Raw genomic sequence first — 22,843 nt, 5'->3', positions numbered from 1 at the left:
CGGGTGGCAGCTAACCCCCTGGGTGATGCCGGTTCAGCGTCCGGTCTTGGGATCGAAGGCATCCCGGACCGAGTCACCGAGGAGGTTGAACGCCACGACGAAGACGACCATGGCGACACCCGGGAAGAACATGTAGGTCGGGTCCTGCTCGTAGATGTTCGCGGCGGTGGCGAACATCAATCCCCAGTCGGGAGTGGGGTCTTGATAGCCCACGCCGACGAAGGAGAGGAAGGCGACCGAGAGGATGGTGCTGGGGAGGAGGTACGTGCCCTGCACGATGATCGGCGTGACCAGGTTGGGCAGCAGCTCCTTGCGGACGATGCGCCAGGGCGAGGCGCCCGCGACCCGAGCGGCCTCCACGAACTCCCGCTCACGCAGGGAGAGGGTGACGGCGCGGATCAGACGCGACAGGCTCATCCAGGTCAGCATCCACATCACGCCGGTGATGGCGAGGAAGCGCACGTAGGTGGGCGTCTCCTCGTCGGGCGCGACGAACACCGTGACGACGACGGGCATGACCGCCACCATGAACAGCTGGCTGGGCAGCGCCAGCATGAAGTCGGTGAACCGACCCAGCCAGTAGTCGGTCTTGCCGCCGAAGTAGCCGCCGACCAGACCGATGACGATGCCGATCAACACCATGCCGATGGTGGCGAGCAGCGCCGTGCCGAGCGACGTACGCATTCCGTACAGCAGGTACGCGAAGACGTCGCGCCCGTAGTTCGGGTCGATGCCGAACCAGTGCTCGGGCGACATACCGCCGTTGGGCCCGGCCGGCAGGTTGAACTCGTTGAGCAGCGTCGGGTCGTCCTGGCCGTAGAACGTGTACGGGTCCTTGCCGTACAGCTTCGTGATGACCGGCGCGAGCGCGGCTATCGCGAAGAAGAACAGCACGATGCAGGCGGAGATGATGCCCGTCTTGTCGCGCTTGAACCGGCGCCACATCAGCTGTCCAGGGCTGCGCCCCTCCAGCTTCTTGGGCTCCGGGGCGTCGCCCTGCGGCGCGCTCTCCTTGTCCAAGGCGGAAGAGGTAACGGCGCCCTCAATCTCGATTGGACTCGTCATGATTCGTCCATTTCACAGGTGTTGGAGGTCGTCGGGGGTACGAGACGGACCCGACGGCCATCGCACGGCGTACGTCATTCGAAGCGCGCGAGGGGAACAACGACTGGGGTGAACCCACCCCTGGGGAACCCTGGCCCTGCTGTACGTCGGCCGCAGCCGGTCGTCAACAGGCCGAGCCGTCAAGCGCGTTCGCGACGCTGGATCGTTACCTCGGCCACCAGAACGGGACTGGACGTGCCCGCGGGGCCTACAACACCTGTCATCGGGGACGACGCGACCCATATGGCGCTTGTGGCACCTCGCATGGGTTCCTCCTCATGAGTCCACTTTGTTCACTGCAAGTGGAGGCACGATTCACCAAGCCGACACCCCTGACGGCGAAGGTGCATGTGCCCCTAGTGTGCTCGCGAGTCGGCGCGCTCCCCACAGCGCGTGACCCATTGACCCGAGCTCTACGCGGTCAACTATTAGCCACGTCGGCTGTCGCGACCACACTCTTTTGGTCTCGGTTCGATCACACCTGACACGTACTTCTCCCGAAATCCGGACAAACAGATCCGAGATAGATGACCGCGAAACGGACGTGTTACATACCTATCGACCACTCGCGCCCGGATACCGGACACCACCGTGGACTTAATCACTTGCGCCGGGGCGGTATTTGACCCTTTGTTGGGCGACGCCTTACCCGCCCTGTCCCCGGCCGCGGTCACCCCGCGTAGACACCGGCAGATTAGCGGCAACGCAAAGGGCCCGGCACCCCTTTCGGGGGACCGGGCCCTTCAACTGGCCTGAGGTCAGCTGTGCTTGGCGCGCGAGGCCGAGCGGCCGCGCTCCTTCTGGTCCAGGACGACCTTGCGGATGCGCACGGCCTCCGGGGTCACCTCGACGCACTCGTCGTCGCGGCAGAACTCCAGGGACTGCTCCAGGGAGAGCTTGCGCGGCGGGACGATCGCCTCGAAGGAGTCGGCGGAGGCGGAGCGCATGTTGGTGAGCTTCTTCTCCTTGGTGATGTTCACGTCCATGTCGTCGGCGCGCGAGTTCTCGCCGACGATCATGCCCTCGTACACCTCGGTGCCGGGCTCGGTGAACAGCACGCCACGCTCCTGGAGGTTCGTCATCGCGAACCCGGTGACGGCGCCGGCGCGGTCGGCGACCAGCGAGCCGTTGTTACGGGTCGTCAGCGTGCCGAACCACGGCTCGTGGCCCTCGTGGATGGAGTGCGCGATACCCGTACCGCGGGTGTTCGTCAGGAACTCCGTACGGAAGCCGATGAGGCCGCGGGACGGGACGACGAACTCCATGCGGACCCAGCCGGAGCCGTGGTTCGACATGTTGTCCATACGGCCCTTGCGGACGCCCATGAGCTGCGTGACGGCGCCCATGTGCTCCTCGGGGACGTCGACCGTGAGGCGCTCGACCGGCTCGTGGACCTTGCCGTCGATGATCTGGGTGACGACCTGCGGCTTGCCGATGGTCAGCTCGAAGCCCTCGCGGCGCATCTGCTCGACCAGGATGGCGAGCGCCAGCTCACCGCGGCCCTGCACCTCCCAGGCGTCGGGACGCTCGGTCTCCAGGACACGCAGCGAGACGTTACCGATCAGCTCGCGGTCGAGGCGGTCCTTGACCTGGCGGGCGGTGACCTTGCGGTCCTTGACGGCCGACTTGGCGGCCGCGCCCTTGCCCGTGCCACCACGGCCGACGAGCGGCGAGGTGTTGGTGCCGATGGTCATGGAGATGGCCGGCTCGTCCACCGTGATGAGCGGCAGCGCGATCGGGTTCTCCGGGTCGGCCAGGGTCTCGCCGATCATGATGTCCGGGATACCGGCCACGGCGCAGATGTCACCGGGGCCCGCCATCTCGGCCGGCTTGCGGGTGAGCGCCTCGGTCATCATCAGCTCGGTGATGCGGACGTTCTGGATCGTCCCGTCGCGCTTGATCCACGCGACGGTCTGGCCCTTGCGCAGCTCGCCCTGCTCGACGCGCAGGAGCGCGATACGGCCGAGGAAGTTGTCGGCGTCCAGGTTCGTCACGTGCGCCTGGAGGGGGGCCTCCGGGTCGTACGTCGGGGCCGGGACGTGCTCCAGGATCGTGGAGAAGAACGGCTCCAGGCTGGTGGAGTCCGCCGGGACCGTGCCGTTCTCCGGCTTGGTCAGCGACGCGATGCCGTCACGGCCGCACGCGTAGACGATCGGGAACTCGATCTGGTCCTCGTCGGCGTCCAGGTCGAGGAAGAGGTCGTACGTCTCGTTGACGACCTCGTCGATCCGGGAGTCCGGGCGGTCCGTCTTGTTGATGCACAGGATGACGGGCAGACGCTGCTGGAGCGCCTTGCGCAGCACGAAGCGGGTCTGCGGGAGCGGGCCCTCGGACGCGTCCACGAGCAGCACGACGGCGTCGACCATCGACAGGCCGCGCTCGACCTCACCACCGAAGTCGGCGTGGCCGGGGGTGTCGATGATGTTGATCGTGATGACGTCGCCGCCATCCTTCGGGTGGTACTTCACCGCCGTGTTCTTGGCGAGGATCGTGATGCCCTTCTCACGCTCCAGGTCATTCGAGTCCATCATGCGATCGTCGAGGGACTCGGCAGCGTGCGCGGCGAAGGAGCCGGCCTGCTTGAGCATGGCGTCGACGATGGTCGTCTTGCCGTGGTCGACGTGGGCGACGATGGCGACGTTTCGGATGTCGTGGCGCGTGGCCATATTGCGGCGTACTCCCGGAGTGAGTGGACGGCTGCGCGTACATCAGTGATACGCGCGCCCTGCCGGGCTGGACACGCCACGGCCTTACCCCATGGTACGTGGCTCGACGGGTGGGGGCTCTGCCGGGCCGTGCGGGGCGGCGGGCAGACAGAGAAAACCGCAGGTCAACGGGTGTAACGAACCTTGCCCGCCGGACGGTCCGGCGGGCAAGGGAATTGAGCTTGATCTGAGCTAAAGAATCTTGATGCCGGTGTGCGGGCCCCGCTCTACGAGTCCGTGGAGGGGGACGACGACGGCTTGGCGCCCGGCTTCAGGAAGCCGATGTCCTCGTACTCCGGCTCCTGGAAGCCGAAGGCACCCGCGTTGGCCAGGTTCGGCCTGGCCGCGACCAGCTCCGGGCGCTGGTAGAGCGGAATCGATCCTGCGGCGGCCCAGATACGGGCGTCCGCCTGCTTCACCAGCGCACGCTCCTCGTCCTCGTCGAGCTCGCCGATGGCCTGGTCGAAGAGCTGGTCGATGTGGTCGGTGCCGACCCGCGTGTAGTTCTGCTCGACGGTGAGCGAGCCGTCGGCGGCCGGGACCGGCTTGGCGTAGATGGGGCGGGCGTCGGTGGCCGGGTAGGCCGAGGCGGGCCACGAGTACAGCGCCAGGTCGTACTGGCCGGACGCGATGTGGTCCTTGAAGTAGCTGTCGTCGTCGACCTTCATGACGTCCGTCCGCACGCCGATCTTCTGGAGCATCTGCGTGATCCGGTCGGCGACCGCGCGCAGCTGCTCCGAGCCCTCGCCGGAGGGGAGCACGAAGCGCAGGGTCAGCGGCTTGCCGTCCTTGGCGAGCGGGCCCGCGGCGGCGCCGGCCGGGGCGGCCGTGCCCTTGGGTGCGTACGCGCCGGGGGCGCCGCCGTGCCGGGCCGCGCTGTCCTTCTTGCCGGCGTGCTCGGAATGCCGGGAGTGCTGGGAGTGCTGTGAGTTCTTGTGGGCGGGGTGCTTCTTCTTCTCCTTGTCGGCCTCGCGGACCTTCATCGCGTCGGCCTGGTGCAGCAGCGCGGCGTACTGGGCGGCGGCGACCGGGCCGGGGCCGAGCAGCGGCGGCGCGTTGTCGGCGGGCTTGTCGTCGGAGGGCTTGTCGTCCTCGCCGACGATGTACGTGCCGTCGCCGGAGTCCTCGGAGTCGCCGGCCGCGTCGGTGTCGGACTCGCCGCCCGCCGTCTTCGGCTTCTCCTTCTTCTCCTTCAGCGGGCCGCCCGGCGTCCAGCCCGCCTCCGCGAGCAGCGCCTGCGCCTCGGCGGTGTCCTGGTCGCCGAGCGCGTCGCTGTTGTCGGCGTACGCGTCCTGCCCGGACAGGGCGAGGTGGTTGTCGACGGTGGTGACCGGCAGGCCGAGCGGCTTGAGGACGGCCTCGGCGAGCTGGGTGCGGTCGAGGGCGCGGGCGACGGCGCGGCGCACGCGCTCGTCGGCGAGGGGGCCCTCGGAGCCGTTCAGGGCGAGCTGGGTGTAGGCCGGTTCGAGGGACTTGCGGACCTGGAAGCCGTGCAGGTTCGCCTGTTCCCTCGCGTACTTCTTGATGGCCTTGCGGGTCTTCTTGCGGGCCGCGATCTCCTCCTCGGCCGCCTCCTCGTCGTCCCCGTGCACGATCGCCCAGGAGCGCAGCGCCTTGCCGGGGGTGAGGGCGGCGCCCGGGCCGTGGGCGAGCGGGCCCGACGCGCCCTTGTCGCGGGCCGCGTACGAGATGCGGTCGGCGCCGCCGGTGTCGAGGTCGGCCAGGTCGAGCTTGCCCGCGGCGAGGGCGGCGGCGCGCTCGGAGCGGGGTACGGCGGTCAGGACGAGCTTGTCGAGCTTGGCGGGGCGGCCCCACCAGCGCGGGTTGCGCTTGAGGCTGACCTGCTTGTCGTCGCGGTCGATCCCGTCGATGGCGAAGGGTCCCGCGGTGACCTTGAGCTTGCGGCGCGCGCCCTCATTGAAGTTGTCCGGGGTCCCCATGACGTCCTTGGGGTACAGCGGCGAGAACAGGGAGCGCCAGTCCGCGTACGGCTTGGCGAACGTGACCCGGACCTCCAGGTCGTTCGCGCCGCGCTCGATCTTCTCGATGCGGTCGTAGCCGGCGTTGTGCGCGGTCCAGTACGCGGTGTCCTTGCCGGACAGGGCGCGCCACTGGGCGGCGAAGTCGGGGGCGCCGATCTCGCGGCCGTCGCTCCAGACGGCCTGCTGGTTCAGCTTGTACAGCACGACCTGCTTGGGCTCGGTCTCGATGACCTGGGCCTTCTCCAGGTAGTCGGCGTCGCGCCGGGGGCGGCCCTGCGCGTCGATGCGGAACATCGCCGGGAGCACGGCGCCGGTGATCCGGCTCGTGCCTCCGTCGGCGTCCGCCTGGAAGGAGTTGAGGGTGCCGGGCATGGCGTCGATCGCCCAGCGCAGGGTGCCGCCGTCCCTGATCTGGTCACGGGCTGCGGGGGCGATGTCCTGCCCGGCGGAGGGGGCGCTCGCCTCGTCGTCGGCGCCGCACCCCGCGAGGGCGGTCACGGCGAGCGCGCTGCTCACGAGAAACGCGGCCGAGCGGGCGGCTGCGCCTGGGCGCCTGGGGTTGGGGTGCATCTCGGCGAGTACCTCCGGGGCGGGCCGGTTGATCACGTTTGGCGGTATATGTCGCTGATCACATCTATTGGCCCACTGAAGTGGTTGGGGTGCGCTGGGCGCGGGCGACACGGCGGCGCGCCGCTGCAAGGCCACTCGTGCGGCTTAACCGGGGGCGCCTTCCGGGGGTGCCGGTGCCGTGCATCGCGGCTGCGGGTGGGTGGGTGGCTGGTCGCGCAGTTCCCCGCGCCCCTGAAATGCACACGCTTCGCGTCGCATTTCCCCGACACGAACGCGCCCCATGAGATGGCGCACGAAGTGCGCATCTCAGGGGCGCGGGGCTGTGTCATGAGCGGCTCCGCCGCGGGGCGCGGCCAGCCCCCACCGGAGCCGCACCCGAAATGCCCGGCGTGAAATGGGGGGCGCGCAACCAGCGCAGCCCCCGAATCCGCCCCGCTCTCTTCACAAACGGCAATGTGACGCGCGACACTCGCAGGCGCATGAGCATCTCCGCCGCACCAGCGGAAGCGAGGGCAAGTCATGTCCCTGAACGACGACTTGGCGGCAGTGCAGCGCTGCGTCGACGAGCTCACCCGCGCGGTGGGCCGCCTCACGACGGACCCCGCCGGACCGGACCTGCGCCGCGTCCGCGCCGACACCGACCACCTGCGCGAGAGCGTGGCCCTGCTGCGCGCGACGGCCACGACACAGGGCCGGAGCCGCCCGCACCGCCCGGAGGGCTTCGTCACGATCCCCGACACCCCGTACGACAGCTCCCTGTGGACCGATTCGGACGACGAGGGGCTCGGCGCGCGGGACCGGCACGCCCCCTGACGCACACCCACGACCCGAGTCCCTTCGAGCGGAGGCTTCGTTGGCCACCGGCACGGAACCCACCAGTACCGAAGAACCCCATCCCGTGAGCGGCACCGGCGTCCGCGGCCGGACGCGTGCCGCGATCTCCGCGCCGCATCTGCGCACGGACCGCTGGTGGCTGGCCCCGGCGGCGACCGCCGCGGGCCTGTTCGCCTTCGTCGTCTACTCGACGTGGCGGGCCTTCGCCAATGCGGACTACTACGCGGCGCCGTACGTCTCGCCGTTCTACTCGCCGTGCCTCGCCGACAACTGCGCGCCGATGCGGCACGGCCCCAACTGGGAGCTGTTCGGCGGCTGGTGGGGCCTGTCCCCCGCCCTGCTCATCCTGATCTTCCCGCTGGGCTTCCGGCTGACCTGCTACTACTACCGCAAGGCCTACTACCGCGGCTTCTGGGCGTCGCCGCCGGCCTGCGCGGTGGCCGAGCCGCACAAGAAGTACAGCGGGGAGACGAAGTTCCCGCTGATCCTTCAGAACATCCACCGGTACTTCTTCTACGCGGCCGTGCTCGTCGCCTGCATCCTCACGTACGACACCGTGCTCTCGTTCCGCAACGAGAAGTACGAGTGGGGGCACATGGGGCTCGGCTCCCTCGTGTTCCTGCTCAACATCGGGCTGATCTGGGCGTACACCATCTCCTGCCACTCGTGCCGGCACATCGTCGGCGGGCGGCTGAAGCACTTCTCGAAGCATCCGGTGCGGTATCGGCTCTGGGGCTGGGTGGGGAAACTGAATGCCCGTCACATGCTGCTCGCCTGGGCCTCGTTGGTGAGCGTGGCGCTCGCCGACTTCTACGTGTACCTGGTCGCGTCCGGCGCTTTCGATGATCCGAGGTTCTTCTGATGTCAGTTGTGGAGCGGCAGCAGTGGGATGTTGTCGTGGTGGGCGCCGGCGGCGCCGGACTGAGGGCGGCGATCGAGGCGCGTGAGCGCGGTGCTCGTACGGCCGTGATCTGCAAGTCCCTGTTCGGCAAGGCCCATACGGTGATGGCGGAGGGCGGCATCGCGGCCGCCATGGGCAATGTGAACTCCGGGGACAGCTGGCAGGTCCACTTCCGCGACACGATGCGCGGCGGCAAGTTCCTCAACCAGTGGCGGATGGCCGAGCTGCACGCGCGCGAAGCACCCGACCGGGTATGGGAGTTGGAGACCTGGGGCGCCCTGTTCGACCGTACGGCCGACGGGCGGATCTCGCAGCGCAACTTCGGCGGGCACGAGTACCCGCGGCTCGCGCACGTCGGTGACCGTACGGGTCTGGAGCTCATCCGCACGCTCCAGCAGAAGATCGTCCAGCTCCAGCAGCAGGACTTCAAGGAGACCGGCGACTACGAGTCACGCCTGAAGGTCTTTCAGGAGTGCACCGTCACCCGGGTGTTGAAGGACGAGGGCGGGGAGCGGGTCTCCGGGGCCTTCTGCTACGAGCGCGAGAGCGGGCGCTTCTTCGTCCTTGAGGCGCCGAGTGTCGTGCTGTCGACCGGCGGCATCGGCAAGTCCTTCAAGGTGACGTCGAACTCGTGGGAGTACACGGGTGACGGGCACGCCCTCGCCCTGCTCGCGGGCGCTCCCCTGCTCAACATGGAGTTCGTGCAGTTCCACCCGACGGGGATGGTCTGGCCGCCGTCCGTGAAGGGGATCCTCGTCACGGAGTCGGTGCGCGGCGACGGCGGTGTGCTGCGCAACTCCGAGGGCAAGCGGTTCATGTTCGACTACATCCCCGACGTGTTCAAGGAGAAGTACGCGCAGTCGGAGGAGGAGGGCGACCGCTGGTACGAGGACCCGGACCACAACCGGCGTCCCCCCGAACTGCTGCCGCGCGACGAGGTGGCGCGGGCGATCAACGCCGAGGTGAAGGCCGGGCGCGGCTCCCCGCACGGCGGCGTCTTCCTGGACGTGTCGACGCGCATGCCGGCCGAGGTCATCCGGCGCCGGCTCCCTTCCATGTACCACCAGTTCAAGGAGCTGGCGGACGTCGACATCACGGCCGAGGCGATGGAGGTCGGGCCGACCTGTCACTACGTGATGGGCGGCATCGCCGTCGACTCGGACACGGCGGCGGCGCGCGGCGTGCCCGGCCTGTACGCGGCCGGCGAGGTGGCCGGCGGTATGCACGGCTCCAACCGGCTCGGCGGCAACTCGCTGTCCGACCTGCTGGTCTTCGGGCGGCGCGCCGGACTGCACGCCGCGCAGTACGCCACCGGGTTCGACGGCGACCGTCCCGGCGTCTCCGATCTCCAGATCGACGCGGCCGCCGCCGAGGCGCTGCGCCCCTTCTCCGCCGAGGGCCAGGAGGAGGGCACCGTCCCCGAGAACCCGTACACGCTGCACCAGGAACTCCAGCAGACGATGAACGACCTGGTCGGCATCATCCGCCGCGAGGGCGAGATGGAGCAGGCGCTGCGCAAGCTCGCGGATCTGCGGGTGCGGGCGCGGCGGGCCGGGGTCGAGGGGCACCGGCAGTTCAACCCCGGCTGGCACCTCGCGCTCGACCTGCGCAACATGCTCCTGGTCAGCGAGTGCGTCGCGCGGGCCGCCCTGGAGCGCACCGAGTCCCGCGGCGGGCACACCCGCGAGGACCATCCGGCGATGGACCGGCAGTGGCGCCGGGTGAATCTGCTGTGCCAACTCCGCGACCCCACGGGCGGGTTGGCCGCCACCGATCCGGTCCGCGGCCAGATCAGTCTCGTACGCGAGACCACCGAACCCGTCCGCCCCGACCTGCTCGCCCTCTTCGAGAAGGAGGAGCTGGTGAAGTACCTGGCCGAAGAGGAGCTCTTCGAGTGAGCGACGCGTACGAGGCGCACTTCAAGGTGTGGCGCGGGGACACGGACGGGGGCGGTCTGGAGGACTTCGCGGTCGAGGTGAACGACGGCGAGGTGGTCCTCGACATCGTCCACCGCATCCAGGCAACTCAGGCCCCCGACCTGGCAGTTCGCTGGAACTGCAAGGCGGGCAAGTGCGGGTCGTGCTCCGCCGAGATCAACGGGCGGCCGCGGCTGATGTGCATGACGCGGATGTCGGTGTTCGGCCGGGACGACACGATCACGGTGACGCCGCTGCGCGCGTTCCCCGTCGTACGGGATCTGGTGACGGACGTCGGCTTCAACTACCAGAAGGCCCGCGAGGTGCCGGCGTTCGTGCCGCCGCAGGGCGTCGGTCCGGGTGAGTACCGGATGATGCAGCAGGACGTCGACCGCTCGCAGGAGTTCCGCAAGTGCATCGAGTGCTTCCTGTGCCAGGACACGTGCCATGTGGTGCGCGACCACGAGGAGAACAAGCCCGCGTTCGCAGGACCCCGCTTCCTGATGCGCGTCGCCGAACTGGACATGCACCCGCTGGACGCGGCGGCCGAGGAAGGCCTCGACCGCAAGCGGACGGCCCAGGACGAGCACGGCCTCGGCTACTGCAACATCACCAAGTGCTGCACGGAGGTCTGCCCCGAGGGCATCAAGATCACGGACAATGCGCTGATTCCCTTGAAGGAAAGGGCAGTTGACCGTAAGTACGATCCGGTGGTGTGGCTGGGGAACAAGATCCGGCGGCGTTCACAGCAGTGACCGGACCGTGATCGGCGGCTGCGAGACTGGCCGCCATGCGGATGACCAGGAAGTGCGTGGTGACGGTGCTCGTCGGAGCGCTGGGGGCGGCGGGGCTGGTGTCGTGCGGTGCGGACGACTCGGGCGACGGCGAGGGGACCGGGCTGACGGCGGCCCTGTCGGGCGTCCCCGCGTCGCAGGCCGAGCAGGCCATCACGTACCGCGACGTGAGCGCCGCCCGGCGTCTGGTCGCGGCCGACAAGTCGCTGTACCGGGGGCTCGACGGCTACGGGATCATCGAGTTCATGCAGGGCGCCCACACGGCCCGGCCGCGGTCCTACGGCTTCGAGGCGAAGGACGTCACCGCGTCGGTCCTGCTGAGCAACGGCTACAGCCAGCGGCTGACCGGCACCTTCGACGTGGACGCCGTCCGCAAGGCCATGAGGAAGCGCGGCTACACGGCCACCGAGGGCGACGACGGCGCGGTACGGCTGCGCAAGAAGGGCCAGGCCGACATCGAGGTCTCCGCGGACGCGCGGACCTCGCAGTACGTCGACGGCGTGAAGCTGCCGCTCGACCCGCCGGACCGCTCCGTGACGGACGACCCGGCGTACAAGGCGGTCGTCTCCTGCCTCGGCGACGACGTCTACGAAGCCTCGCTCTACGGGAAGAACCCCGGCTACCGCAAGCAGGGCATCACGCTCCTCGGCATCGGCGGCCACGCGGACGACGCCGCGCACCCGACGGAGAAGCTGTGCGCCCGCACCACGTCCGAGGACGCCGCCGAGAAGGTCGCGGCCGAACTGCGCGCGAAGACGGCCCCCGGCGAGCGGTTCACGGGGGCGAAGGTGAACGTCGGCGACGGTGACACCCCCGTCGTCTCGATCATCTGGAAGAACAGCACGAAGCCGGGGATGCGCCCGACCGACCAGGACCGCACGGGCGAACTGCCCATGGCGCTGCTCCGGCCGTGATCCCGTCCGGCTCCTGTCCGGCTCCGCGTCCTTGAGCAGGTCCGCTCTTGCTCGGACGGGCCACCCCGACCTAGGGTGAATGCGCTTTCATCCACTGTCACCCGCCGTCCCACGAAGCCCATGGGGGTCCCACCCGGTGAGCACAGCCCCCACGGTGTACGACGTCGCCGAGCGGTCCGGCGTCTCCATCGCCACCGTGTCCCGCGTCTACCGCAACCCGGACTCGGTCCGCGCCCAGACCCGGGAGCGGGTCCTCGCGGCGGCCCGCGAGCTCGGATACGTACCGAGCGGGAACGCCCGCGGTCTGGCCAGCCGGTCCACCGGGGTCCTCGGCCTGTGCTTCCCCGACTACTCCGACCCGGACGCCGAGTCCGAGGCGGAGACCGGCGCCGGGGACGAGGCCGACGACGACGCCGCGATGCTCTACTCCGACCAGATCATCCGCGGCATGGAGCGCGCCGCGCGCCGCCACGGGTACGCGCTGCTGATCGCCGCGTCGCTGAAGGGCGGCCCGGAGAGTCTCGTGGCGAAGGTCGCGGGCCGGGTCGACGGGTTCGCCGTGCTTGCGAGGACCGTGCCGACCGAGGAGCTGGAGGTCATCTCGCGGCGGCAGCCGGTCGTGATGCTGGCGGGGCCGCGCGAGTCCGACGACCTCGACCACCTGGACCACATCGAGGTCGCGAACGCGGACGGCCAGCGCGAGCTGACCCGGCACCTGATCGAGGAGCACGGGCTGCGCCGGCTCGCCTACGTCGGCTCCGCGGAGGAGTCGCCGGACGTGGAGGCGCGCTTCCGCGGCTACGTCGAGGCGTGCCGCGCGGCGGGCGTACCGGTGCGCGACGAGCCCGATCTGCGGGTCGGCATGATGACGCAGGCCGAGGGCGCCCGCGCCGCCGGCACCCTCCTCGACCGGCCGGGCGAGCGCCCCGAGGCCCTGCTGTTCGCCAACGACCAGATGGCCGTCGGCGCTCTGCACACCCTGGAGCGCCGGGGCGTACGCGTCCCCGACGACATCGCCGTCACCGGCTTCGACGGCATCGCCCTGAGCCGTCTGGTGCGGCCCGCGCTGACCACCGTCCGCCAGCCGATGCGGCGGATGGGCGAGGAGGCGGTGGAGCTCCTTGTGCGCCGCCTCACCGGGCAGCAGGACAAGGACCCCGTGTCGATGATGCTGCCGGTGTCGGTGGCCCGCCGGGAGAGCTGCGGCTGCGGGCGGGGCGCCACTCGGCCGTGAGCGGGTGTGCGCGGGCGTGAGGGCGTAATCCGGGTGCGCCCGGCTCCGGTGCGCACGCAGGATGGCCGTATGCCCGAGCGCCCTCTCCCCACCGACACCGCCGTCGATACCGACACCGCCGTCGATACCGACACCGCCATCGATACCGATACCGATACCGCCGTCGATACCGACACCGCCCTCCTGGCCGCCATGGAGCGCAACCTCGCCGAGCACGCCTGCCACCTGCACCGCGCCCTGGCCGGTGCACGGGTCGTGGACGGCGACGATCTGCTGGTGGCCGACAGCGGTCTGCCGGACGACACGTTCAACATCGTCGCCGCGGCCCGCTTCGAGGCCGCCGACGCCGACCGGCGCATCGCCGAGACGGTGCGTGAGGTGCGCGGCACGGGCCGCCCGTTCTCCTGGTGGGTGGGGCCCGCCGGCGAACCGGCGGACCTCGGCTCCCGGCTCACCGCCGCCGGGCTCACCGCCTCCGAACGGGAGAGCGCCCTGTGGGCCCGCCTCGACGGCGGCCTCCCCGCACCGGCCGCACCGGACCTCGACATCCGCCCGGTGACGACCCCGGCCGCACTCGCCGACTACGCCGACGTCCTCGCCGCCAACTGGAACCCGCCGGCCGCGACCGTCCGCCGCTTCTACGCCGATGCCGCCCCGCAGCTCCTGGCCGCGGGCAGCCCGTCCCACTGCCTGGTCGGGTACGTGGCGGGCCGCCCGGTCTGCTCGGCCGAGATCTTCGACCACGCGGGCGTGGCCGGCGTCTACAACATCTGCACCCTCGCCGCCCACCGCCGCCGCGGCTACGGCGGCGCGATGACGCTGGCGGCCCTGCGCACGGCCCGTTCCCTGGGGCGCGGCATCGCGGTGCTCCAGGCCTCGGAGGAGGGCGAACCGGTCTACCGGCGGCTCGGCTTCACGGGGTGCGGGCACTTCACGGAGTACGCGCTGTGAGCACCCGTACGGCTTCCAGGGCGCCCGGGACCGCGCCGGACAGGCCCTACGTCCAGGCGACGGCCACGACGACCGTCGCCGCCGTGAGCACCCCGACGCCGTAGAAGGCCCACGCCTGCTTGGTGCGCATGCCCGCCAGCGCCACCGCCGCGATCAGGACGTCCAGGCCCAGCTTCACGCCCATCTTGGCGTCGTCCACCGGCAGGTCGAGGGACGTGCGGGTCCAGATGAGCCCGGCCCCGGTGACCAGCTGCACGACCGTGCTGGTGACCATGTAGCCGCCGGTCACCGGGTCCTTCCCTCTCAGCTGGTAGAACAGGCCGCCCATGATCGCGGCGAACCCGAAGAGGTGGACGACGAGGAAGACGTAGCGGAGAGTCTCCATGACCGTGATGACCGTGCTTTCTGCGAGGCGGGCGGGCCGGAGCGCCCCCTCGGACCCCGCCGACCCACGGACCCGGACGACGGGTTCCGCCCCCGAGACGAGACAGCGGTCCCGCCTGTGACATCCCCGCCCGGCGGAATCAGCCGCCTGTCGCCTACTTGAGCACCCGGCCGAAGAACTCCCCCTTGGCCGCGGCCAGTTCGGCCAGCGCCGCGTCCTTGCCCGGGAAATCGAAGTGCCCGGCCTCAAGGACCGTCAACTCCCCGCCCCCGGCCAGCGAGTTGTGCACGGCGAACTGCCCCGGCGGCGGCACCGACGGGTCGAACAGCGCGGCCGCGACCAGGACCGGCTTCGTGATCCGTGTCGCCGCCGTCGCCGCGTCGAAGTACCGCAGTACGTCGACCACTTCGGGGTGCGTCTCGCGGTAGGCGCGGACGGCGGCGCCGCTGCCGATGCAGTCCAGGGTCAGCCGCAGCGGATGGTTGCCGAAGGTGGGCACCGTCAGCTCCCCGGCCGCGAACCGCTCGTCCCACGGCAGCGCCAGCGCCCCGAGCCCGCCCCCGAAGCTCTCACCCAGATAACCGAGCCCTTCGCCGGACGCCACCGACTCCCCCAGTTCCGGGACGAGTTCGAGCAGGGCGCTCGCCGCGCACCACAGGTCGGCGACGCACTCCCCGATGACATACGTCTCGCGCGACTCGATCCCGTGCAGCACGTGCTCGGCGGAGACGGACGGCACCCCGTCGACGAGGCCCCGCTCCACCATTCCCCGCACACAGGGCAGGATCGCCGCCGACCGGGGCAGCGGCAGCGGCACGTCGGGGCCCGCCTGATCGCGGCCGCCGTACCCGTGCCCGATGACGAAGCCGTGCTCCGCGCGCCCCTCGACCGGCAGCGCCAGCCACCCGCCGAGGCGGACGCCGCCCACGGACGCGTAGGACACCTCGAAGATCCGTACGCCGTCGCGCTCCTCGACGAGCGGCCCGAGCTCGGGCCGGGTCTCCACGGCGCGCGCGGCCTCGTACCGGCCCCGCCAGAACGCGTCGAAGTCGTCCGGGGCGCCGCCGGGGCCGGGGACGGCGAGCAGGGTGTCGAGTGTGTAGCCGTACGTCGGATCGAACGGGAAATCGTGTGTCAGAGCTGTCATGGCCGCGACCTTAGGTCAGAGATCACACCCGGTACAGGCCAATTCTTCCTAGGTGGCCCGGCTGAAAACGGAATGTCTCTTTTACTCTCGACTTACGCGCGTCATCCCTCCCGTTACGGGAGTGTGACCAAGACCCCTCTTGCCACATCGGAGGGACCTGCCACAGAGTGATGTATGCGCTTACAGACAGCGCATACATTCTCGGTCCGCTCAAGGAGGAGCCGTCCATGAACCGCCGCGCCACCACCGCCGCGATCGCCGTAAGCCTGGCGTCCGCACTGACCCTCACCGCCTGCGGCGGCTCCGGCGGCGACTCGGTCGCGGCCGACGCGAAGCAGACGCTGACCGTGTGGGCCATGGGCACCGAGGGCGAGAAGCTCGCCGACGTCGCCAAGGCCTACGAGAAGGCCAACGCGAACATCACGGTGAAGGTGACCCCGATCGGCTGGGACGTCGCGCACCAGAAGCTCGTCGCCGCGGCGGCCGCCAACAAGCTGCCCGACGTGATGCAGATGGGCGGCAGCTACCTCACCGAGTTCGCGGACATGGGCGCCCTGGAGCCGGTCGACACCAAGGCCTTCCAGGAGAAGGACTTCTTCCCGGCCGGCTGGCAGCAGGGCGAGTACGACGGCAAGGCCTACGGCGTGCCGTGGTACGTCGACACGCGCGTCCTGTACTACCGGACCGACCTCGCAAAAAAGGCCGGCATCGAGAAGGCCCCGGCCACGATGACCGAGCTGCGGCAGGACGCGGAGCAGTTCCAGAAGAAGGCCGGCACGAAGTACGGCCTGTCGATCCAGCCCAACGGCCTCGACTCGGTGCAGAGCTTCTACCAGTTCCTGTACTCGGCCGGCGGCGAGATCGTCACCCAGGACGGCAAGGCCGTCGCCAACAGCCCGGCCGCCGTCAAGGCCCTGGAGAACTACACCGGTTACTTCAAGAAGGGCATCGCCGCGAAGTCGGTGCGCCCCGGCTACGACGTGACCAAGGACTTCAACAACGGCTCCGTGCCGATGTTCTTCGGCGGCCCCTGGCACATGGGTCTGCTCGACGACAACTACCCCGACCTGAAGGGCAAGTGGGCCATCGCCAACGTGCCCGCCGACAAGACCTCCGCCTCCATGGCGGGCGGCTCGTCCCTGGCGGTCTCCGCGGACAGCGAGCACAAGGCCGCGGCGAAGAAGTTCGTCACCTACCTCACGGACGCCAAGGGCCAGGCCGACTGGTACCAGCGCACCAAGGACCTCCCGGCGAACATGGACGCCTGGACGTCCGGTGAGCTCGCCACGGACCCGAACATGAAGGTCTGGAAGAAGCAGATGGAGTCGGCGAAGGTCTCGCCGGCCCAGCCCAAGTGGTCCGAGATCACCTCGAAGATCGACGCCGCGATCGAGAAGGCCGCGCAGGGCAAGGCCTCGCCGAAGGCCGCGCTCGACGAGGCCCAGTCCGCGATCGAGAGCCTCGTCCAGAAGTAGTGACGCCCGCCGCCCTCGTGGCGTAACTCCCCCACAGCGAAGGTCCGTTCATGTCCACCACGACACCCACCCCCGCGCGGTCGGGGCCCGTGAAGGTCCCGGCCGGCGAGCCCGGCACCGGCAAGGGACGGCGCGGAAAGCGCTCGATGGGGAAGCAGAACCTGGCCGGCTGGCTGTTCTCCACCCCGTTCCTGGCCCTGTTCGGCGTCTTCATGCTCTTCCCGATCGTCGCGACGCTCGTCATGAGCTTCACCGACTTCGGGCAGCGCAACGTCCGGCGCCCGATGGAGGCGAACTTCGTCGGCCTGGACAACTACACCAAGCTGTTCGGCGACGACCAGTTCCTGACGGCGCTGTTCAACACCGGGTACTTCGTGGTCGTCGGGGTGCCGCTGACCATCGGGCTCGGCCTGCTCGTGGCGGTGCTGCTCAACAACGGCATCGACCGGGCGCGGACCTTCTTCCGCGTGGGCTTCTACGCGCCGGTGGTCACGACGATCGTCGCGGTGGCGATCGTGTGGCGGTTCGTGCTCGACCCCTCCGACGGACTGATCGCCGGGCTCGGTGACGAACTCGGCTTCACCGCACCGGACTTCCTCGGCTCCGAGACCTGGGCGATGCCGTCGCTGATCCTGATGGCGGTGTGGCGCAACCTCGGCACGGTGATGGTCCTGATGATCGCCGGTCTCCAGGCCATCCCGGCCGAGGTCCGCGAGGCGGCCCGGCTCGACGGGGCGAACGCCTGGCAGGAGCTGCGGCGGATCACCATCCCGCTGCTGCGGCCCACGCTGCTCTACGCCACCGTCATCACCACGATCGGCTATCTCAACGTCTTCGAGGAGCCGTTCGTGATGACGCAGGGCGGCCCGTCCGACGCCACGCTGACCGTGTCGCTCGACATGTACAAGCAGGGCTTCAGCTTCTTCAACATGGGCTACGCGAGCGCCATGGCGTACGTCCTGTTCGTCGTGATCATGGGCATCACGGTGCTGCAGCTGCGACTGATGAAGGACAACACCAAGTGAGCGCGCACGCCCCCGCCCGCCGCCGCCAGGGCGGCCGGTTCAGCAAGCCCGTCCTGTACCTCGTGGCCTGTCTCGGCCTCCTGGTCATGGCCACGCCCTTCCTGTGGATGGCGCTCAGCGCCTTCAAGACCAAGAAGGACCTCACGGCGAGCCCGCCGGTGTGGATCCCGAGCGAGTGGACGCTGAAGAACTTCAGCGATCTGCTCGACCAGCTCGACATGCCGCGCTACTTCATGAACTCGGTGATCGTCGCCGTGCTCGTGACCGTGTGCAACCTGCTGTTCTGCTCGATGCTCGGCTACGCCCTCGCGAAGCTGAACTTCACCGGCCGCTCGAAGGTCTTCGGCATCGTGCTCGCCGCGCTGATGGTCCCGGCGAACCTGATGGTCCTGCCGCTGTTCGTCCTCATCAACCAGCTGAACCTGCTCGACACCTACGCGGGTCTCGTGCTGCCCTTCGCGGCCGGCGCGTTCGGTGTCTTCCTGATGCGGCAGTTCATGCAGTCCATCCCCGACGAGCTGCTCGAAGCGGCCCGGATGGACGGCGCCGGCGAGTGGTACATCTTCTGGCGGATCGTGCTTCCGCTGGTCAAGCCCGCCCTCGCGACGCTGACGATCTTCACGTTCCTCGGGTCGTGGAACAACTTCATCTGGCCGCTCATCGCGACCAACGACCCCGACAAGTACACACTCCCGGTGGCCCTCGCGACCTTCGCCAACGACCCCAACCGCACGGTGGGCGGCGGCAACGGAATGCTGATGGCGGGCTCACTGCTCGTCGTCCTGCCCGTACTGGTCGTCTTCGCCGTCCTCCAGCGGCACTTCACCCAGGGCATCGCCACCGCCGGCATGAAGTAGCCCCGCTCCCCCACACACGTACGCAGAAAGACAGGCCTCACCACCATGACGCTCAGCCCTGCCCGCACGGCCGCAACCCCCTTCCCCGACGGCTTCCTCTGGGGTGCCTCGACCGCCGCCCACCAGATCGAGGGCAACAACGTCAACAGCGACTGGTGGCGCAAGGAACACGACCCGGCGGCGAAGATCCAGGAGCCGAGCCTGGACGCCTGCGACAGCTACCACCGCTGGGAGCAGGACATGGACCTGCTCGCCGAACTCGGCTTCACCGACTACCGGTTCAGCGTCGAGTGGGCCCGCATCGAGCCCGCCCGCGGCCACTTCTCGCGCGCCGAAATAGCCCACTACCGGCGGATGGTCGAGGGCGCGCTCGCCCGCGGTCTGCGGCCGATGGTGACGCTGCACCACTTCACGATCCCGCAGTGGTTCGAGGACCTGGGCGGCTTCACGGCCGACGGCGCGGTCGAGCTCTTCGCGCGGTACGTGGAGGAGTGCGCGCCGATCATCGCCGACGGCGTCAGCCATGTGTGCACCCTCAACGAGCCGAACATGATCGCCGTGATGGCCGGTCTCGCCAAGCGCGGCGACCAGGGCTTCCCGCCCGCGGGGCTGCCGTTCCCCGACGAGGAGACGACGCACGCGGTGATCGCGTGCCACCACGCCGCCGTCAAGGTCGTCCGCTCGATCAACTCCGACATCCAGGTGGGCTGGACGATCGCCAACCAGGTCTACCAGGCCGAACCGGGCGCCGAGGACGTCACCGCCGCCTACCGCCACCCCCGCGAGGACATCTTCATCGAGGCGTCGCGCGGCGACGACTGGATCGGCGTGCAGTCCTACACCCGCACGAAGATCGGCTCCGACGGTCCGGTCCCGGCGCCCGCGGACGCCGAGCGCACGCTGACGCAGTGGGAGTACTACCCGCAGGCCGTCGGGCACGCGGTGCGCCACACCGCCGAACTCGTGGGCCCCGGCGTCCCGTTGATCGTCACCGAGAACGGGATCGCCACCGATGACGAGGACCGTCGTATCGACTACTACGCGGGCGCGCTCGACGCCGTCGCCGCCTGCATCGAGGACGGCATCGACGTCCGCGGCTACCTCGCCTGGAGCGCCCTCGACAACTACGAGTGGGGCACCTACAAGGCGACCTTCGGGCTGATCGGCTGGGACCGCGAGACCTTCGTGCGCATGCCCAAGCCGGCCGCCCACTGGCTCGGCGGCCTGGGCCGCGAGCGCGTGCTGCCGCGCGTCTGACGCCGGCACACGCACCGAGACACGTCCGGGACCGCGGCACCCTGACCCCCGCGGTCCCGGACGGCTCATCCAGACCGGTGCCGCGGCCCGGCGCGCTGTGGGGGCGCCCCGGTCGCGGCACCTTCGTACACCGTTCTAGAAGAGGCTGAGCAGCGCCTCCGTGGGATCCACGAGGCCCGACTCGCCGTCTGGCAGCGGGAGTTCGAACCAGACCGTCTTGCCGCGCGGGGTGCGGCGCGATCCCCATGAAGCGCTGAGCAGGCCGACGAGCTGGAGGCCGCGGCCGCCCTCGTCGGTGTCGCGGGCGCGGCGGCGGCGCGGCTGGACCAGGCCCGCGTCCCACACCTCGCACACCAGCGTGCGGTCGAGCAACAGGCGCAGCCGGATGTCGCCCTCTCCGTAGCGCAGGGCGTTCGTGACGAGCTCGCTGACGAGCAACTCCGTGGTGTCGACGAGGGCTTCGAGGTCCCAGCCGGTCAGCTGGGCCCGCGTGTACTCACGGGCCCGGCCCACGGACTTCGGCTCGCGCGGCAGCGTCCAGTCGCCGACGTTCTCGGTCGGCAGGCCCTGGACGCGGGCCATCAGGAGGGCGATGTCGTCCTCGCCGTGCCGGGTGTCGAGGGCGTTCAGGACGTGGTCGCAGACGTCCTCGAGGGCGGGCGCCGGGTCGTCGAGCGCGGCGCGGAACGCGGAGAGGCCCTCGTCCAGCGGGTGGTCGCGGGACTCGACCAGGCCGTCGGTGTAGAGGGCGAGCAGCGCGTTCTCCGGGAGTTCGACCTCGACCTCCTCGAAGGGTTCGCCGCCGACGCCGAGCGGCATGCCGGGCGGCACGTCGAGCATGAGCGCGCCCTCGCCGGGCTCGACGAGGACCGGCGGCAGGTGGCCCGCGTTGGCGAAGGTGCAGCGCCGGGTGACGGCGTCGTAGACCGCGTAGACACACGTGGCGAGGTAGACCTCGGAGAGGTCCTCGCCGCCGAACGAGTTCGCGGTACGGGCCGTGCGCGTGGCCTGCTGGACACCGCCGGGCGCACCGAGCCCGCGCGCGATCTCGTCCAACGCGCTGAGCACCTCGGCCGGTTCGAGGTCGAGGAGCGCCAAGGTACGGACGGCGGTGCGCAGTTCGCCCATGGCGACGGCGGCGCGCAGGCCGCGCCCCATGACGTCGCCGACGACCAGCGCGGTTCTGTGGCCCGGGAGTTCGATGACGTCGAACCAGTCGCCGCCGACCTCGGTCGCCGCGTTGCCCGGCAGGTAGCGGCAGGCGATGTCGAGGCCGGACGCCTCGGGGTTGTCGGGCGGGAGCAGCGACCGTTGCAGTATCAGCGCGCGCTCGTGCTCGCGGCGGTACAGGCGGGCGTTGTCGATACAGACCGCGGCGCGCGCGGCGAGCTCCACCGCGAGGGACCTGTCCCGGTCGTTGAAGGGCTCGCTGCCCTTCGTACGGGAGAACTGCACGAGGCCGACGACGGTGTCGTGCGCGACCATCGGCACCGCGAGGGTGGACTGGACGAGGCCGCCCGGTTCGGCGGGGAGCAGCTGCGGCCGCGCGGTGCGCAGGGCGTCCGCGCAGGCCGAGTTGAAGGTGAAGCGGTGCACGGCGCCGACGCTGACCGGGACCTCGCCGCCGAGCCCCAGGAAGGGGACGTCCGCGACGGCGCTCGCGGCGGCGACCCGGCGCAGTTCGGCGCTGCCGTCGGCGAGGCTGTGCCGGGTGAGCGCGGTCTCGTCGCCCGTGAGCAGCCCTTGGTACAGGTCGACGGAGGCGAGGTCGCAGAAGCCGGGGACGACGACGTCGAGGAGTTCGCGGGCGGTGGTCTCCAGGTCGAGCGAGTTGCCGATCCGGGCGCCCGCGTCGTTCAGGAGTGCCAGGTTGCGGCGGGCGTGCGCGGCCTCGCGGGCGGCGGCGTGCCGGCGGGTGACGTCGGTGGCGAGCCCCGCGATGCCGATCGGCCGGCCCGAACCGCTGTGCACGCGATAGAGGTTGATGGACCAGTGGCGCCGCTCGGCCGAGTCGGGCGCCGGGCCGACGAGCTGCATGTCGGTGACGGCCTCGCCGCTCTCCATGACCCGGCGCAGCGCGCCCTGCACCCGGTCTGCCTCGTGGCGCGGCAGGTAGTCGTGGACGGTGCGGCCGCGGTGGTCGTCGACCTGCCCGCCGAAGACCGCGGTGAACGTGCGGTTGGTCCGCTGGACCTTGAGATCCAGGTCGAACAGCAGGAAACCGAAAGGGGATTGACCGAAAATCGCCTGCGAGGCGGCGAGGTCGGTCTCGATGTGCCGGAGCGTCTGTACGTCCACGACGATGCAGAGCGCGGCACGCTCGCCGGACTCGGTGGTCGTCGGCATGACATAGACCTCGGCGAAGCCGGCCTGCGGCTCATCGCCTTCGCCGGCGGGCGGCATCCGGAACGGGACGACGCCCGTCCACTCGCGCCCGTCCAGGATCTCGGCCATCTTGCGGTGGCCCTCGTCGCGCAGGTCCGCGGGGACGAACGCCTCGATCGGGTCCTTGCCGACGGCCGCCGCGGGCTCGACACCGAAGAGCTGCGCGGCCCGCCGGCTCCACTGGTCGATCAGCCCGTCGGGCCCGAGGGAGAAGGAGGCGACCTTGATGTAGTCGTAGATCGAGCCGGGCGGGCTCGACTGCCACACATCGGCCTGTTCCGGCCGCTCGTCAGGGGCGGAAGGCGACCTGTTCCCGTCGTCGGGTGCCCGGCCCGCCTGTGGCGCCGGCTCCGCGCCCGAGGAACCCTCGGACGAACTGGCCTTCGCTGGTATCTCGCTCACGCGAA

Annotated in this window: 17 protein-coding genes; 11 read left to right on the top strand and 6 right to left on the bottom strand. The window is 70.1% G+C overall.

What is annotated here, in order from left to right:
- Positions 1-33 precede the first annotated feature (33 nt).
- The 3 genes from AB0L37_RS27185 to AB0L37_RS27175 all read right to left on the bottom strand — a co-directional run bounded on the left by AB0L37_RS27185 (position 34) and on the right by AB0L37_RS27175 (position 6,361).
- Positions 34-1,065 (bottom strand): ABC transporter permease, encoded by a 1,032-nt coding sequence (locus tag AB0L37_RS27185; RefSeq protein ID WP_365510659.1) that lies wholly within the window; start codon positions 1,063-1,065, stop codon positions 34-36.
- Between the two features lie 797 nt (positions 1,066-1,862).
- Positions 1,863-3,770, bottom strand: a complete 1,908-nt coding sequence (typA, locus tag AB0L37_RS27180) for a translational GTPase TypA (RefSeq protein WP_365510656.1) — start codon at positions 3,768-3,770, stop codon at positions 1,863-1,865.
- Positions 3,771-4,036: 266 nt separating this feature from the next.
- Positions 4,037-6,361 (bottom strand): ABC transporter family substrate-binding protein, encoded by a 2,325-nt coding sequence (locus AB0L37_RS27175; RefSeq protein WP_365510901.1) that lies wholly within the window; start codon positions 6,359-6,361, stop codon positions 4,037-4,039.
- A 519-nt stretch (positions 6,362-6,880) separates the two neighbouring features.
- Here AB0L37_RS27175 and AB0L37_RS27170 point away from each other — a divergent pair.
- From AB0L37_RS27170 to AB0L37_RS27140, 7 genes are all read left to right on the top strand, one after another.
- Complete coding sequence (locus AB0L37_RS27170) at positions 6,881-7,174, top strand: hypothetical protein (RefSeq protein WP_365510653.1); 294 nt, start codon at positions 6,881-6,883, stop codon at positions 7,172-7,174.
- Positions 7,175-7,214: 40 nt separating this feature from the next.
- The gene (locus AB0L37_RS27165) at positions 7,215-8,057 is read left to right on the top strand and encodes a hypothetical protein (protein WP_365510650.1); all 843 of its coding nucleotides are present in this window, start codon (positions 7,215-7,217) and stop codon (positions 8,055-8,057) included.
- The gene (locus AB0L37_RS27160; protein ID WP_365510647.1) at positions 8,057-9,994 is read left to right on the top strand and encodes a fumarate reductase/succinate dehydrogenase flavoprotein subunit; all 1,938 of its coding nucleotides are present in this window, start codon (positions 8,057-8,059) and stop codon (positions 9,992-9,994) included. Before AB0L37_RS27165 ends, AB0L37_RS27160 begins: the two co-directional genes overlap by 1 nt.
- Entirely contained in the window at positions 9,991-10,767 is a 777-nt protein-coding gene (locus AB0L37_RS27155; RefSeq protein WP_365510644.1) for a succinate dehydrogenase/fumarate reductase iron-sulfur subunit, read from the top strand. Before AB0L37_RS27160 ends, AB0L37_RS27155 begins: the two co-directional genes overlap by 4 nt.
- 35 nt (positions 10,768-10,802) lie before the next feature.
- Positions 10,803-11,720, top strand: coding sequence for a hypothetical protein (locus AB0L37_RS27150; RefSeq protein ID WP_365510641.1), 918 nt, complete (start codon positions 10,803-10,805; stop codon positions 11,718-11,720).
- 136 nt (positions 11,721-11,856) lie between these two features.
- The gene (locus AB0L37_RS27145) at positions 11,857-12,954 is read left to right on the top strand and encodes a LacI family DNA-binding transcriptional regulator (RefSeq protein ID WP_365510638.1); all 1,098 of its coding nucleotides are present in this window, start codon (positions 11,857-11,859) and stop codon (positions 12,952-12,954) included.
- A 192-nt stretch (positions 12,955-13,146) separates the two neighbouring features.
- Positions 13,147-13,905: a GNAT family N-acetyltransferase gene (locus tag AB0L37_RS27140; protein WP_365510898.1), complete on the top strand. Its 759-nt coding sequence runs from the start codon at positions 13,147-13,149 to the stop codon at positions 13,903-13,905.
- Positions 13,906-13,951: 46 nt separating this feature from the next.
- On the opposite strand, the gene AB0L37_RS27135 is transcribed toward AB0L37_RS27140, so the two are convergent.
- Positions 13,952-14,290, bottom strand: coding sequence for a hypothetical protein (locus AB0L37_RS27135; RefSeq protein ID WP_365510635.1), 339 nt, complete (start codon positions 14,288-14,290; stop codon positions 13,952-13,954).
- Positions 14,291-14,444: 154 nt separating this feature from the next.
- Positions 14,445-15,437, bottom strand: a complete 993-nt coding sequence (locus AB0L37_RS27130) for an acetylxylan esterase (protein WP_365510632.1) — start codon at positions 15,435-15,437, stop codon at positions 14,445-14,447.
- A gap of 227 nt (positions 15,438-15,664) precedes the next feature.
- Between AB0L37_RS27130 and AB0L37_RS27125 the strand changes: the two genes are divergently transcribed.
- Genes AB0L37_RS27125 through AB0L37_RS27110 form a run of 4 tightly spaced genes read left to right on the top strand, consistent with a single transcriptional unit; the run spans position 15,665 to position 20,051 of the window.
- Positions 15,665-16,912 carry a sugar ABC transporter substrate-binding protein gene (locus AB0L37_RS27125; RefSeq protein WP_365510630.1) on the top strand — a complete coding sequence of 416 codons (1,248 nt, stop codon included), beginning with the start codon at positions 15,665-15,667 and terminating at the stop codon, positions 16,910-16,912.
- A gap of 50 nt (positions 16,913-16,962) precedes the next feature.
- On the top strand, positions 16,963-17,937 hold the full coding sequence (locus AB0L37_RS27120) for a sugar ABC transporter permease (RefSeq protein WP_365510627.1): 975 nt from the start codon (positions 16,963-16,965) through the stop codon (positions 17,935-17,937).
- Positions 17,934-18,794, top strand: coding sequence for a carbohydrate ABC transporter permease (locus AB0L37_RS27115; RefSeq protein WP_365510624.1), 861 nt, complete (start codon positions 17,934-17,936; stop codon positions 18,792-18,794). Before AB0L37_RS27120 ends, AB0L37_RS27115 begins: the two co-directional genes overlap by 4 nt.
- A gap of 45 nt (positions 18,795-18,839) precedes the next feature.
- The gene (locus AB0L37_RS27110; protein WP_365510622.1) at positions 18,840-20,051 is read left to right on the top strand and encodes a family 1 glycosylhydrolase; all 1,212 of its coding nucleotides are present in this window, start codon (positions 18,840-18,842) and stop codon (positions 20,049-20,051) included.
- A gap of 135 nt (positions 20,052-20,186) precedes the next feature.
- Here AB0L37_RS27110 and AB0L37_RS27105 read toward each other — a convergent pair whose 3' ends face one another.
- Positions 20,187-22,838 carry a SpoIIE family protein phosphatase gene (locus AB0L37_RS27105; RefSeq protein WP_365510619.1) on the bottom strand — a complete coding sequence of 884 codons (2,652 nt, stop codon included), beginning with the start codon at positions 22,836-22,838 and terminating at the stop codon, positions 20,187-20,189.
- Positions 22,839-22,843: the final 5 nt, after the last annotated feature.

The sequence above is a fragment of the Streptomyces sp. NPDC052225 genome (assembly GCF_040679615.1).
Taxonomy (GTDB): Bacteria; Actinomycetota; Actinomycetes; order Streptomycetales; family Streptomycetaceae; genus Streptomyces.
The sequence above is the reverse complement of the archived record's forward strand: the minus strand, read 5'-3'. Positions and strand labels throughout refer to the sequence as shown.